This is a genomic window from Scytonema millei VB511283 (assembly GCF_000817735.3).
Classification (GTDB): domain Bacteria; phylum Cyanobacteriota; class Cyanobacteriia; order Cyanobacteriales; family Chroococcidiopsidaceae; genus Chroococcidiopsis; species Chroococcidiopsis millei_B.
Map to the genome: position 1 here is coordinate 1 of NZ_JTJC03000007.1, position 13,760 is coordinate 13,760.

General features: G+C 43.0%; 15 protein-coding genes. 3 read left to right on the forward strand and 12 right to left on the reverse strand.

The window, feature by feature from the left end:
• Positions 1-417: 417 nt before the first annotated feature.
• The 4 genes from QH73_RS21240 to QH73_RS29225 all read right to left on the reverse strand — a co-directional run bounded on the left by QH73_RS21240 (position 418) and on the right by QH73_RS29225 (position 5,451).
• A complete protein-coding gene (locus QH73_RS21240; RefSeq protein WP_039716265.1) occupies positions 418-849 on the reverse strand; it encodes a hypothetical protein in 432 nt (143 codons plus the stop codon).
• A complete protein-coding gene (locus QH73_RS21245; protein ID WP_052290132.1) occupies positions 839-3,523 on the reverse strand; it encodes an AAA family ATPase in 2,685 nt (894 codons plus the stop codon). Before QH73_RS21245 ends, QH73_RS21240 begins: the two co-directional genes overlap by 11 nt.
• A 456-nt stretch (positions 3,524-3,979) precedes the next feature.
• The gene (locus tag QH73_RS21250) at positions 3,980-4,129 is read right to left on the reverse strand and encodes a hypothetical protein (protein WP_165587755.1); all 150 of its coding nucleotides are present in this window, start codon (positions 4,127-4,129) and stop codon (positions 3,980-3,982) included.
• Positions 4,130-4,305: 176 nt separating this feature from the next.
• On the reverse strand, positions 4,306-5,451 hold the full coding sequence (locus QH73_RS29225; protein WP_052290131.1) for a site-specific integrase: 1,146 nt from the start codon (positions 5,449-5,451) through the stop codon (positions 4,306-4,308).
• Positions 5,452-5,489: 38 nt separating this feature from the next.
• On the opposite strand from QH73_RS29225, the gene QH73_RS21260 reads away from it, so the two are divergent.
• Positions 5,490-5,843, forward strand: coding sequence for a ComF family protein (locus QH73_RS21260; protein ID WP_201278278.1), 354 nt, complete (start codon positions 5,490-5,492; stop codon positions 5,841-5,843).
• Positions 5,844-5,855: 12 nt separating this feature from the next.
• On the opposite strand, the gene tatC is transcribed toward QH73_RS21260, so the two are convergent.
• A complete protein-coding gene (tatC, locus tag QH73_RS21265; RefSeq protein WP_039716263.1) occupies positions 5,856-6,656 on the reverse strand; it encodes a twin-arginine translocase subunit TatC in 801 nt (266 codons plus the stop codon).
• On the opposite strand from tatC, the gene QH73_RS28960 reads away from it, so the two are divergent.
• On the forward strand, positions 6,631-6,753 hold the full coding sequence (locus QH73_RS28960; protein ID WP_286194155.1) for a hypothetical protein: 123 nt from the start codon (positions 6,631-6,633) through the stop codon (positions 6,751-6,753). The genes tatC and QH73_RS28960 overlap by 26 nt on opposite strands.
• 15 nt (positions 6,754-6,768) lie before the next feature.
• Here the strand turns inward: QH73_RS28960 and QH73_RS21270 are convergent, their stop codons facing one another.
• The gene (locus QH73_RS21270; protein ID WP_039716262.1) at positions 6,769-7,368 is read right to left on the reverse strand and encodes a TetR/AcrR family transcriptional regulator; all 600 of its coding nucleotides are present in this window, start codon (positions 7,366-7,368) and stop codon (positions 6,769-6,771) included.
• A 99-nt stretch (positions 7,369-7,467) separates the two neighbouring features.
• On the opposite strand from QH73_RS21270, the gene QH73_RS21275 reads away from it, so the two are divergent.
• The gene (locus QH73_RS21275) at positions 7,468-8,046 is read left to right on the forward strand and encodes an acyl-CoA thioesterase (protein ID WP_309476517.1); all 579 of its coding nucleotides are present in this window, start codon (positions 7,468-7,470) and stop codon (positions 8,044-8,046) included.
• 252 nt (positions 8,047-8,298) lie between these two features.
• Here QH73_RS21275 and QH73_RS21280 read toward each other — a convergent pair whose 3' ends face one another.
• The 6 genes from QH73_RS21280 to QH73_RS21300 form a co-directional block, all read right to left on the reverse strand.
• On the reverse strand, positions 8,299-10,491 hold the full coding sequence (locus QH73_RS21280) for a lytic transglycosylase domain-containing protein (RefSeq protein WP_039716260.1): 2,193 nt from the start codon (positions 10,489-10,491) through the stop codon (positions 8,299-8,301).
• A gap of 141 nt (positions 10,492-10,632) precedes the next feature.
• Entirely contained in the window at positions 10,633-10,809 is a 177-nt protein-coding gene (locus tag QH73_RS27910) for an ATP-grasp domain-containing protein (RefSeq protein ID WP_201278279.1), read from the reverse strand.
• Between the two features lie 27 nt (positions 10,810-10,836).
• On the reverse strand, positions 10,837-10,989 hold the full coding sequence (locus QH73_RS27915) for a hypothetical protein (protein ID WP_201278280.1): 153 nt from the start codon (positions 10,987-10,989) through the stop codon (positions 10,837-10,839).
• 3 nt (positions 10,990-10,992) lie between these two features.
• A complete protein-coding gene (locus QH73_RS21290; protein ID WP_039716259.1) occupies positions 10,993-11,727 on the reverse strand; it encodes a 2-phosphosulfolactate phosphatase family protein in 735 nt (244 codons plus the stop codon).
• A gap of 224 nt (positions 11,728-11,951) precedes the next feature.
• Positions 11,952-12,302, reverse strand: a complete 351-nt coding sequence (locus QH73_RS21295) for an MGMT family protein (protein ID WP_052290130.1) — start codon at positions 12,300-12,302, stop codon at positions 11,952-11,954.
• Between the two features lie 83 nt (positions 12,303-12,385).
• Positions 12,386-13,741 (reverse strand): hypothetical protein, encoded by a 1,356-nt coding sequence (locus tag QH73_RS21300; RefSeq protein WP_132867449.1) that lies wholly within the window; start codon positions 13,739-13,741, stop codon positions 12,386-12,388.
• Positions 13,742-13,760: the final 19 nt, after the last annotated feature.

Below are 13,760 nucleotides of genomic sequence, written 5' to 3' on the forward strand. Positions count from 1 at the left end.
GTGGTCTTATTGGCGACGCGCCCATCAAGCTACTGCGCGTTACTGGCATTTTCAAAAACGAGCTGGCCTTTCCTCTGCTTAAATACAACTGTAATACGTAAAACCATTTATGGAAAAATGTTTGAATATTCTTTGTATTGAACAATACAGTAGAATACTTGCCCTCTATCTCTGGGCTTACCTGCGACTTGAATCAAATGCTCTGGGGAGCTGTTACTTTTCGTTACATATTTACCCCCCTATAGGCAATCTAGGTGCTGGAACCCTTGAAAAACGGACATTTTTGCAGCTGCTGGTTAGGCTTTTTTTTAAAAAATGGGGGGGGCAGCAGCTGTTTTTATTGAGAATAGAGTCAATAATGGTTGCCAAAACGGGTTTTTGCTACTGTGCGGCGAACCATGACCTTTTGGGTTTAAGTTATACGTCAATAACTTTAGCGATAACGAACCATGTGGGGTGTCTATTGAAGTCAATGACATTAATGGTCACACCAGGTCTTAAGTCGAAGAAGTCTAAGCCCCCTTTATCGGGTTGAGATGTGTTAGTAAGCGGGCATTGCAAGGAACTAATCCACAGTTCAGTGATAGGGAAGGTAGTAAATAGTGCTGCAAATAGCTTTACAGCAAGTCCCTTCATCTCCAACGCCGTTTGCTTGTTTGGCATTTGAACGCTAAAGATTAAGCCTATATCTTCTTGATGTTTAGTTGTGATAACTTTACCTACGGTTAAAGCTGTCCCTAGCAAACAAGTAAGGTGATATTCGCCTTGCTCGTTCAAAATATCAAAAACTTTACACATCCCTAGACTATTAAGACGTGCTGAAGGCACTACTGACAAATTAGGCTCCATAATCCTTTGCTACCTTACCATTCACTGATTTAACTATAACTACGTCGTTGTAAGAAGCGTAAGGATTATTCCACGCATGTTTAACAGCTTCTGCATTATGTAGGGGAAGGCATTCTATGTACTTTAGAGGAAGTGTGCTTCCCAACATCATTCCTTCACGGTCGCTATGTCGCCCTGCTACAAATAACTTGCCTTGTAAGTCACCTTTACCTATATAGAGTAAAGTATCACCACCTTCTGGTTTAGTGCCTCTAGGTGCAATGGGTTTTAATTCCGCTTCTACTGAAACTTCCGTATTCCCAAAACTCGCTCCACTACACAACGACTGAGCTTTAATTTCCACTCTTGCTCCTGTCATAGAGACACCCCCCCCTACCCTATACTCCAACTTGTCACCTTTTTTGCCTCTATCCCCCTCCTGGTAAGCGTTTTCAGAAGGGGACAGTATGTCACTGTTTTTCAAGGTATAAGTAGACACATTGGTGACATCTAAATTACTGTCCCCTTTCTGTATCCATTGCTGTGTATGGTTTTGATTTAAATTTGGTGACATTTTGAGATATAGGTAGGGGGGGAGGGTATACAATCTTGAGGAAAGTTTTTTAGGGTTTGGTTTAGAATTCAACTCACGATGTTCGGCTAAGCGGGACAAAGCTTTTTTCATGGATTGATATTCAGCATCTGTGGTGATATTTAAAATTTCCCTTAATTCGACACCAGACACCCATTGGGGATAATTAATGAATAGCGCATGTAGAAGGCGTTCTTTCATGGTTTGACGAGCCACCAAATCCTCTTTAGGAACACCTACCTCACCGTGATTAATCCAAGAGTTGTTTTCTATATCCAGCTCAATATCCAGTGCAGCACCTCCAGAGTCTTGTAGTCCTACTAACTCTAAAGTTCTGTGAGTTTCACTAGGGTCGATTGTGATTTTTTTCTTGTTGTAAGGGTCTTGTTTCATGACATGCTTTAGTACCAAACATCCCCATACAGCACCAGGAATAGCAGCAGACCCTCTTAACTGCCTTACACCTACAGCCTCATTACTTTTATTCAAGTGGTGAAGGATGACGCAAGTAGCTTTAGCTTTTTCAATATGTGGCTGCATCTTATAAATTGGGTCAGCGTATTCTTTGCTCCATTCCGATACACCTGAATCTACGTTGATTGCTGTAAGTGAGTCGATGATAATCAGAGTGTAGTTGTTCGTTGATAACTCTTGTTCCAATATTTCAGGACTATATTTTGTTAAGACTTTAACGGAAGAAGCTAGTAAATCTTCAGTGAAGCCTCGTTTTACCAAACGCTGTAGGTTTTTCCCAGGTCGTTCTATTTGGAATAGCAGCACATTACCTTGCGTTACTTTCTCACCTAAGAATTCTCCTCCTGTAGCTACTGCATAGGCTAATTCATAAGCTAATAATGTCTTACCTGTTTTTGGGTCTCCTGCAAGAATTACTGACCCACCTCTTGGCATCATTCCAGGAACAAGAAATTCTTCTGCTAGCTCTTCTTGAAAAAGCTTACTCGTGTCAAAGACAAAATTGTTAGCTTGTTGTGCTTCTTTTTCTTGACGCTTAGCTCTAACTCTCTTGTCCAAATCACCACTTGGTATTCTAAACGCACTGGTTATTTGCGCACGCAATACTAATTCTCTATCAGCATCTGTTTCATTAATAATTTCTGCAAGTGCTTTCTTAAAGTCTTCAGTCATGTCCTTCTCCATACCTTTCTGCAACTTATTAATTTGATTGCTGTATTCTTTACGTTCTGGTTTCCATCCGTCCTGTTTTGCCCAGTAACCAAGGGAGGCAATCGTTTTTCCGCTGCCTTTGAAACTATGCCACTTTCTATCGCACTCATCTGATTCGTAGTTATCTGATTGCTGACTCCACTTATCCCAATCGTCTAACAGCGAATCGTCTCCTATTGAATGCAACGCCATCCCCACATTGAGCCAATCGTAGTAATCGTTTGCTCTCCACGGTGCTAGTGCTGCTAAATAACTCCTAGCTTTGTCTGCATCAGATTTGGTATCGCCACGGTACTCATACGTTCGCGTTGTTGTGAATTTTGAGGGTGTAGGGATGAGCATACGCTCAATTAGGTACGTTGGTGCTTCCGCTACTTCAATCTCACTAGGGGACTTCCCTGGATGGTATTTGTAGCTACCAGTCATAGGATGCTTACCTGCAATTACAGATTGGCGACCATCCCACCTCAATTCAATCTTTTCGTCCTTGCCGTCATCACCCTTGACACCAGTTTTAAAATCTTTACTACGTATGCTGCCCCAATACTCCTGTGGTATTCTATACACGCGCTGACATCTTCCTGGTCTACCTGATGTCACAGTCACCGTATCAGGTAAATCAGTAATAGGTACACCAAACACTTTCGGGAAGTATTCAGTACAAGATTCACCATCCAGGTCTAGTAGTAGCAAGCCACCTGAAGGCGTGCCGCACAATAAACCGATGGCTCTACACCAGTTGTCAAAATTGATATGCTCCTCTAGTTCCCTTCTGGTGAGATGCTTGATTTGCCAGTCCTTGAGGTACGGTGCTTTATCTCCACCAACAGGCGTGAATCTCCACTCATCAGGGAATGTTTGTAATTCTGTTAAAAGATGTTGCTGGGCTTGGGTTTGGTTAGAATTTTTAGGTATCATAGATGTAACTAGTTGTGATTAGTTTCGACTTAGTTCGGGCTAAAGAAACAAAATAGTTCAGGGTTTACGCTTGGACTGTTGTTGTTTTAGGAAGACACAAGAGAACAAAATCATCGAAAAGGAGAGGAGTGTTGGTAGCATTCCCCTCCTTTTAGCTTTAGGGGTTAGTACGGGTTAGCCAAGTAAATGTCAACTGAATATGGGTCGTATTTCTTCAACCACTCGACTTTACGTTTTACTTTCTGCTGAAACTCCCAGGCTCTTATCCCTCTGGGTTTATTTATCTCCTTCATAAGCAGTTCCATCGCTCTTTCTCCATAAATAAATTCCCCAGCAACGGATGGGTATCTTTTCTTGAGTTTTTTTACTGGTGGTCGATTTTCGTGTGACATGATACAGTAGATTCCTAATCGAAAATTACAGTGACGGAGGAGTGTTGACGCACCCCTCTTTTTGCTATGCAGCCTTCTGACCAGATTTATTTGAATCAAACTCTTTACGCAGTATTCCTGTTATTACACTGGAAAAAGTACGACTTTCTTCAGCAGCTTTCTTATTCACTACCGCAATTAATTCATCCGGTATGCTTACACTCTTAACTGACATTTTCATTCTCCTTTAATACTCTGTTGTTCTTGCTAACAACTGCTTGTAGTATAGCAAACTTCAAACCAGATTTGCGCGAAAACAGTACGAGATTCTACGAGAACACATATACAACCTGTGATAAGTTGTGAGGAGTTGTTAGTTTTTTTAGTACAAGTTTGGAAGTTTAATTGAATTTATTGGTATAACTCTGGAATTTGTGGGGCGCTAAGCAATCCTGCATAGTGTTGGTACATCACCTGAGTTGAGTGACCTGATAATGCTGAGACTTCAATAGGAGCCAAACCACTCTGGAGGCAATGAGTCACAAATGTTGCGCGTGCTTTGGAGGCAGGACGGTAGGGTATATCTAACGCCTGTAGAGTTGGTTTCCATACCCGAAGCCGGAAGTTAGTTAACATGATGGGTCTGCCTCTTTCCGTAGTAAACAGTAAGTCTTCAGGTGTAGCGCCAAGCTTCATCCCCAGCAGCAAATTACGTAGGCTTGGGCTGAGGGTGATGATACGCGCCTGATTTGTTTTTGTGGGTTTTCGCCCATCCAACGCTGTCACCGCCTCACCGACCCAAATCGTCGAGCAGTCATCGCTGACGTGTTTCCACAAAATCGCTATGGCTTCGCCAAGCCTGCAACCAGTACCAAACAAAAATAGGACAAATCCCCAATAGTGAGGAAATGTCCGTTCAATCTCGCCTATAATAGCCTGTACCTCTTGTTGTGTAAAAACCTTAGCTCTCATTTTGGGAGGCACTTTCACCGCTTTTACAGCCGCTTTCCAAAAGTTATTTGGCAGTTCCGCCCAATCCCAGCAAGCGGCTAATAGAATCAGCCGTTGCTTGAGCGATATTGGCGCGTACTTACTTTTTATTGAGCTAACAAATATCGCGGCATCATGCGGGGTCAAAGCTGAGGCTGGAAGCTTCCCAATGTCACTAAAGACGATGTGTTTGAGCAGTGCTGAGTATCTTTGCAGGCTAGATTTGTACAGAATTTCTTGCTTGTAGGCTAGAAAGCTTTCAAACAAGTCTTCTACTGTTTTTGGCGGTGTTTTGATGCGACTAAAGGGAGCAGCGTTGATAGGAGGTGGCACGTCTACCCCACCATTAGCGCTGACTTTGTATCTCCTGAAGGTGGAGTCAAAACCGCCTGCTAGCAAATCCAACTCTACCTGCTTGGCTATTACCTGCGCCTCTTTCCTACCCTCATCACAATCTCTCAAACCTGGATGAAACGTGTGCTGCTTGCCATTAAACCGGAACCTAAGCCGCAAGCTGAAGCCAGCGACTTCAACATGAACCTGAGTAGTCTTCCTTCTCCTTCCCACTTAAGTACGTCCTATTGAGTATGAGTGAGAGGATATTGGTGTCAAAGTCTTGCTGTGGCTACCCTCTGGTGGGTTTCAATCAAGCAGAGTTATTAGCGCGGAGTTTTTGTCAGATGACGGGGCTAAAATTGCGATCGCAAGGGTTGGAGCGCACGCGCCGAACTGTACGCCAGTTTGAATTATCTGGAAAAGAGCGAGAGCAAAATTTAGCTGGAGCCTTTCAACTCGGGTCGGATTTTCGTCACCGTCGCCCCGTACGTCCAGTTCTGCTCTTAGATGATATTTATACAACGGGGGCAACAGCTCGCTCAGCCGCTCAGACTTTGCATCAAGAGGGGATTGAAGTTTTTGGAGTCGTGGCGATCGCTGCTACTTTGAAAGGAAAGGGCTAAAAATCACAAATCTTATTTGCCCAAAATTTTAACTATACCAATACCACCAAAGTAGAGCGCCAACACCGCACCCGCGAGCAGAGATTGAGTCATCGGATCGGTAGAGGGTGTTAATACTGCTCCCAAAACTACCGCACCTAGAAAGACAAAGCGCCATCCCGCCAGCATTTTGGCAGAAGATACAATACCCAATATGCCGAGTAAGGCTTGGATAATCGGAATTTGAAACGCCAAGCCGATGCTGAACATAAATAGCAAGACAAATTCAAAGTAGCGATCGATCGACCATAGTTGTTCTACTACATCTGCTCCGTAGCTGATGAAGAAATTTAATGCAGCTGGAATCAATACCAGGTAAGCAAAAGCTAATCCAGTGCCAAACAGCACGGTAGAACCTAAAACGATTGGGGCAATTAAGCGGCGTTCGCGGCGTGTCAATCCTGGTAAAACAAACTGGACGATCTGGTAGAGGATGAATGGACTGGCTACCAGTAAACCGCTGTAGCCTGCAACTTTGATCGAAACAAAAAAGTATTCGCCTGGAGCCAGTTGTAGAAACTTAACTCCCTGTGCTGGCACTTCTAATAATCTGACAATCGGTTTGACGGCTATGAAACAGCCAATAACCCCTACGACTACAGCAATTAGGGCATAGAAAATCCGCTGCCGCAACTCCTCTAGATGCTCGAACAGGGACATTTCTACTTCGTCAGGCAGTTCGTTCAGATAAGAATCTTGCTCTTGAACCGCTGGCTCGATGTCGTTATTTACATCTGCCTGAGATGCAGTGTCAACTTCAGAGGGTGGTGTCATTACTCAAGCCATTTCCATATCTGATGAATATTGTATCTGTTATGAAGGGAGCAGGGAGCAGGGAGTAGGGAGCAGGGATTTAACTTTTGACTTTTGACTTTTGACTTACCTCTCATCCCTCGTCCTTTGCTTGAACCATCGATTGTATTGCTGCTTCAATTCGTTGCCAGCCTGTAGGTGAGGTTAGATCTATACCCAGAAATGATGGGTATATGCGCGATCGCAATGTCAAGTATACGATTCCCGCGATTAAAACCGCACTAATAGCTGGAAGATCGCGATTTTGGGATGTAGGGTAGTTTTGCATTAGATAATCCAAGCAGGCGATCGCTGTTTGTTCTCTGATTTGTGCTAGTTCCTCCGTTAACTCGTTTCCTTCTAACAGCTCCCACCGCAAGATTTCTTGCGTAATTGGTCGCTTTTGTAAGCCTTGTGACAGTTGCAACAGCATTCTTACCATTTCTTCGTCCCAGGAATCTGCTGCTACGCCATTATCGATCAGTTCTTCGGCATTAATCCAATAATCTCCTTCTTGACCAAATGCCCGCAGTAGCTCTGGCAAGCTGCCAAAATATCGGTAAATTAACACTTTATCGACTTGTGCTTCTCGGGCGATCGCATTGATGCCTAATTGTCTAAACCCTGATGCTGCTAGTAATTTGCCCACTGCTGCTAGAATTCTAGCTTTTGTCTCTTCTTTGTCCCGCGCCATCGAAAAATCGTACTATTGTCACTGACTGGTGACTATGATACCTTGTCACTAGGTGGTGACTTAAGTTGATTTTGGTCGTGCAAAGACGAGGACACTTCCGTGCGGGGGTTTCCCCCGTTGAGGAGCGACTGCGTTGTGGGGGTTCCCCCCATTGAAGCATGTCGCGTGAAAGTGTCCGTAGCAAAAGCGCAAAGTGTTTTTCCTAGAATAGGCGTGAAGGATAAGAGAATGAAGAAGATTTGTTTAGATTTAGAGATTTACACCTATCAGATCGATTTTGTCGGTCATGTGAATAATTCTGTTTATCAGCAGTGGATGGAAATCGGACGAACTAAGTTGTTAGAAGCGGTAGGAATGCCAATTCACGCGATCGCAGAACGCGGTTTTGTGCCTATATTGGTTCAAACAAATATTACTTACAAAAATCCTCTTTATTTAGGCGATCGCGTGCGCTTAGATTTATGGCTTTCCGAACTTAGAGCTGCATCTGCCATACTAGATTTTCGTTTTTTTAATGGTGATAATACGTTGGTAGCAGAAGCACAGCAAAAAGGACTATTCATCGATCGAGAAACTAAGCGTCCGCGTCGATTGCAAACGGAGGAGCGAGAATTATTTAGTCCTTATGTAGTTTCGGAATTTAGCGCTAATTCCAATCGAGAAACAGCAAGAGTTTAGCTTTATTTAGCTTCTGGCGAAACCTTGACTTCTGCACTATTTTGAGTTAAGTTGCCAGCACTATCTCTAGCGGTATAAGTAATCGTATAAATTCTCGGTTGTCCGATTTTAGATTTTGCTCTTAAAAAAACCCGTCCATCTAATTTAATCTCAATATCTTCTGAGATTAAGCGATCGCCTAGAGCAAATTTATCCTTGAACCTATTAAGACTCGATCCCCAACCTCCCTTTTTAAGGGGGGCTAGGGGGGATCTAATTACTTGCTACATCAATTGACATTGACGGATGTACATCAGAATATCTCGCAACTAATTGAGAAACTTGTGGGTTGTATAATCGCAGATAATTCCAATAATTCCCAAATACTTGACGCACGTATCCTTGCGTTTCTCCAAAGGGAATAGATTCGACAAACTCATCAGGATCTTGAGTATTGAAACGCTTTAACCATTTTTCTACGTTGCTCCAACCAGCATTGTAACTTGCGATCGCCAACAACGAGTAATTATCAAATCGATTGTGAGTGTAATCCATATACCAGGTTCCTAGTTGAATGTTGTCCTGGGGATTTTCCAAATTGTAATTAGACACGTTGATTTTTTCTGCTATATATTGAGCTGTACTAGGCATCACCTGCATTAATCCTACTGCTCCAGCAACAGATCGAATATTTGGTTCAAAACGTGATTCTTGACGAATTAAAGCCGTGACTAAAAGCGGATTGAGCTGATGTTGTTGCGCCCAGGCTTGAATTAATGGTAGGTAAGGAAAAGGATAACGCGCTTGCCAATAGCCTAGCTGTTTACTCAAATTTTGATACTCTGCTTTTTCTATGGGAAGATCTCTATCTTCTAGAGTAGAAATCTCATTAATTCCAATTAAGTTTTTCCCTTTCGCTAAATACATTAAACCATCAGTAAATTGTTCGGCTACGGTTGGTTTTTCAGGGTTGTTATATTCTACCTGCCATAGCGCTAAAGCATCTGTATCTTGTCCTAGTTGATAGAGTTCTTTTAAAGCAGGAGAACCAGCAGGCGGGAGAACACGTTGAGGCGATAAAAATTCGGGATTTGTCTGACGTACGGTATTAAAACTACCCACATCCAAACCCAAAAGTGTAGCAGATCGCCAAGCATAATAAGATTGAGGAAACTTGCTCAAAACGGACTCAAAAGCAGTTTTGGCATCTTCATTTTTGCCTAATTTTTGCGCCCATTTCCCTACCCAAAAACCCGCTCTGGGTGCGAGAATACTTTCGGGATTACGTAGGGGAATAACTTCCGCCCATCTCGTTGCTGCTTGATAATCTTTTTTAGCGGCTTTTTCTTGTGCAGTTTGCCAGCGATATTCGGCTGCGGCTTCTGAATTGCCATATTTATCTAATAAGAATTGTCGGACTTTGACAGCAGATTGTTTGCTATTTAGGTTGTCAAGTAAATTCGCTTTTGCTACTAGTGCTTCCCCTGCTTGTTTGGGAAAACGATTGACAATTCGATCCAAATAAGCGATCGCTTCTGCTGGTTTGGAGATCCGCGCCAACCGCATCAGCGCCATTCCAGATTCTTCTGCGTTGGGATATGCAGCTACTAGTTGTTTGTAAACAGAAATAGCTTCTGTTTGTTTGGTACTCAATTGCAATCCTCTGCCCCAGCGATAAACGTTGCGGGAGGTACGAGGCGATTTGGCGTAGGCGACAGCAGCTTTACCATATTCTCGATTCTCCCAGTAAGCTTGGGCAACTGTTTGCCAATGTTGGGGTTTGAGTTGCGCCGCCGACTGACTGACTAAGCGATCTAAAACAGGGAGAATTTCCGGCTTCTGGTAGTCATATTGCGCCAAAAGTAACTGCAATCGCGGCTGCTGGGGATTTTGTTGCAGTAGCAAACGGGCAATTTCTAAACTGCGGGGATGGCTGGGAAATAAGGCGATCGCTTCTTGCCAATATTGCGGTTCGTTTTTTCCTAGTACGAATAAGGCTTCTGCGGCTACCGGACTTTTAGAATAGTGCTGGAGTAAGTCTTGCCAAGCGGCTTGAGTTCTTACCCGATCTCCCGTCAAAGAATACGCTTGGGCGCGTTTGAGGGCGATATGAGCCGCTAGTTCGGGATAATCTTTTTCTAAATCTTGCAAAACCGCGATCGCTTTGTCCCCTTGCCGTTGTATGATAAAGTCGCTCGCCAGAAGGTAACGAGCGCGGCTGCTGTCGCGAGAGTTAGGTTGTTGGGCGATCGCTTGTAATTGTGACGCTCTTTCAGTTGGAGAAAGCGGTACTAGCGATAACAATCCCGATCTTGCACTGTCTAAGCTATTTTTTCCTTGCGGTCTGAGCAGAGCAATGCCGTTTTCTCGATAGTTATTGTAGTTAGCAACTATTAGCGGTACGCCCAGTAGAGCAATAAATAAGCATACCCCAGCGGCAAAAGCATAAGATCGTCGCTGCAACATAAAGATTAAGTTTAGTTAACCTGAACTTTAGATTAAATCTCTGCCAATCTAGCATTCCCAATTGGCAACTGGCTGCTGCGATCGCTTTTAATTTTTCTGAAAAACAGGGAGTCGGGAGTCGGGAGTCGGGGGAACAAATTATTAGTAAGTAGTATGTCGCAGTACCTCTAAAACTTCAACAGGATCGCATTCGTACAATCCTGCGCCCCATGCTGCATTCTGTTCTACTACTGCCCATCCTCTTCCCTGAATTACACCTATATCGATCGCTGTTGCCGTTTGCAGTTCCACTCGTTCATCTGAAAGCAATTTTGCCACAAACTCTCGTAGTTCATGCGCCTCTTCCTAAAGACACAGGATTGGTTCTACAACCGATTGCAATTCCTCAGAAACTCGCCAATTCGTTAACCGTTCAACTTGCCAACCAAGCTGATTAGCTGCCCGCCACAAAGCTTGCGTGTCTGTCGTGTAACGTGGAGCTAGAATCAGCGTTGGCATCAATTACAACTTGACTAAAACCCCAGGTTCTTTTTGAATCGGAACTACATTTAATATATCGGTCTGAGAGCAGTATTTCAGATCTTCGTGACAGTCTAGGCGCAACAACCGCTTACCGTGACTGGCTTGGTGCATTAGATCCAATAGCTTATTCTGCCATTGACTGAATAGCGCGATCGCGTCGATAACCTCGTCGTTACCAGCAATTTCTTCGATTGGTAAGCTAGTCTTCTCCCATAAACTATGGGCGATCGCTCCCGCACAAACTGTATCCTCTAATGAAAAACTGCCTTCCCAACCCGAACCGACAATCCAGACTGTTTCTGGTTGTTTTTCTAATACGTACTTTACTACTGCTGCCCGATTGATCAAAGCTGCTGCCATTACAGTTGGGGCATTTTCGATCTTTTGTAGGGCGCGAGTCCCATTTGTTGTACTAATAAATAATCGTCTACCTTCAACTTTTTCTGGGGTGCAGTCGAGGGGAGAATTGCCCATGTCAAAGCCTGCAACTTTTCCCCCGCCTCGTTCTCCTGCCCGCAGTCGTTTTTCTGGCGACCATTTATCGCTGACGTGCATGAGTTGTTCTAGATCGCTAAATACTTGAACGGCTTCGCCACCAGCGGCTAGGACAGTTGCTATTGTAGACGTGGCTCTGAGTACGTCTACGGCGATCGCACAATCTGGGTTGCAGTCTCCAGGTACTAGTTCTGGAGTGTGATAGACGTATAGCTTCACGGGGGAGCGCCCTATAATTTTAAATTTAATTCAAACTTCCGCAATCTTACCAAAGATTGTTTAATAATTATCTTTGATTTTGGTGCTTGCTAAGTTTGAATGAGAAGGGCGATCGCATAACAATTTTTTGCTGCACAAGTGCTAGATCTAGCCTTAGCTTTCAACTACAAGCTGTGATGTCTTTTGTACTATTCAAAAATTTCAATACTTACGATTATAAATTTCTATAGATAGATCGAATCTGTAGTGTCCTGAATTATCTCTGTAGCAGGATGCCACAAGTATTCTCGTAGATTCACTTTTCCATCTGAGTTGAATTTTATTCCTTCTTGTTCTAATAGTGATTTTTGCATGTGGTCTGCACCATGTCGCAGAGGTGAATAGGAAATTTCACCTTTGGCATTAATCACTCGTTGCCAGGGAATATCGGAGTTTTTATCTACGCGATAAAGAGCATAGCCGACTAGACGAGCTTTACCATAGAGATTTGCTAAGTCTGCTATCTGTCCGTAGGTGGCTACTTTTCCTCTCGGAATTTGGCGCACTATGTTGTAGATGGTTTTGTAGGTAGACATTATAATCAGTTATCAGTTATCAGTTGACAGTTAACCGTCAGCCGTCAGCCGTCAACCCATTACCAACTACCAGTTCCTAACATCTATCGAGGAAAAATTTCAGTTATTTGATTTAAATTCATGCCATAAAACTCATCGCGGTGTGTTATCCCTGCTAATTCCCACAAAAATACGCCTTTTGCTCCTAATGTAAAAGCCTGTTCTGCCCAGTTTCGATAAATTGGCATTCGTTCTTTTTGTAATACAGTAGCTGGAAGAGGAGAACGATCTGTCTCTGATTGACCGCGACACCAGCCCATTTCTCCTATGTACCAAGGTTTATTACCAAATACAGAAGCGCGAGATTTTATCCATTCTTCCCCCATTTTGATGTAACTTTCTGGAGTTTGAGGTTTATCTGGTTGTAGTAAATAATCCCAATCACGGCGATCGCGAAATTGTCTACCACAGTCGTTAGGTTTACTAAGTTCTACTAATTCGTGGGTATACATGTGAATACTTCCCATTGACAAAGCACTATTCGGTGCAAAGAGATTTGTTTTAAAATCGATTCCTTCGTAGTACTGACTTTCGTTTTTGAGGTAACTTAGTTGCAGCTCCACAGGAGAGTTTAACCAGCCTTCTTCACCTGTAGTAATATTAGTTTTTGGTAATTTTGTTTTGATAAACCTAGCTTGGCGATTTAACCAGTTAGCAACTATTTGATAAGAGTATAAATTGCCTGGAACTTTTTTATCCTCTATACTGTAACGATTTTTTCCCCGTGGTTCATTCATAATATCGAGGATTGCTACTTGAGAATATTTTCGACAAACTTGAAGTACGGGTTGAATGTGAGTTTGAAATAATTCTTCAATTGCTGGACTTGTATAAAAATCAAGGCTGTATTTCAAATAGTACTCTTCATCTTTGCGGTTGCAATAAGCGTTAAACCATTCTTCTCGATCGATTTTGTTTACCCATTCTAAATATCTAAGAATACCACCGTACTCGATCCAGTAGTTAGCCAAAACAGGCACGAGATAAAATTTCATTTCGGCTAATGACTGCATCATTGCGTCTAAAACCTCTAGCACTCGACGATCCATTTGCTCGGCTGTAGTCCACAATATGGCATCAAAATGAAACGGTCGGTTTGCTTTCTGCACGAGCGTTGAAGGGTAGTTATTACCAGCAAGAAACCGAATTGCATTAATTTTACTGCGATCGCGTAATCTCGCTAATCCCAGTTCATCTTGCAGGTATTTGCGGATAGTTTGACGTAGATTAGCTTGAGGATTTTCCTTGGCTTTCCGATAGCTTTCTGTCAAGAGATAGAAAGTATTAATCCCATATAAAGGTTCGGAAACCGCACTGTTAGCAGGAAGTAAATGAGTGGCGATCGCTCCCATCGCTGCATACGATCCAGATTGAATTAATTGCCTTCTAGTTAGATTCATATAAAAGTCAAAAGTCAAA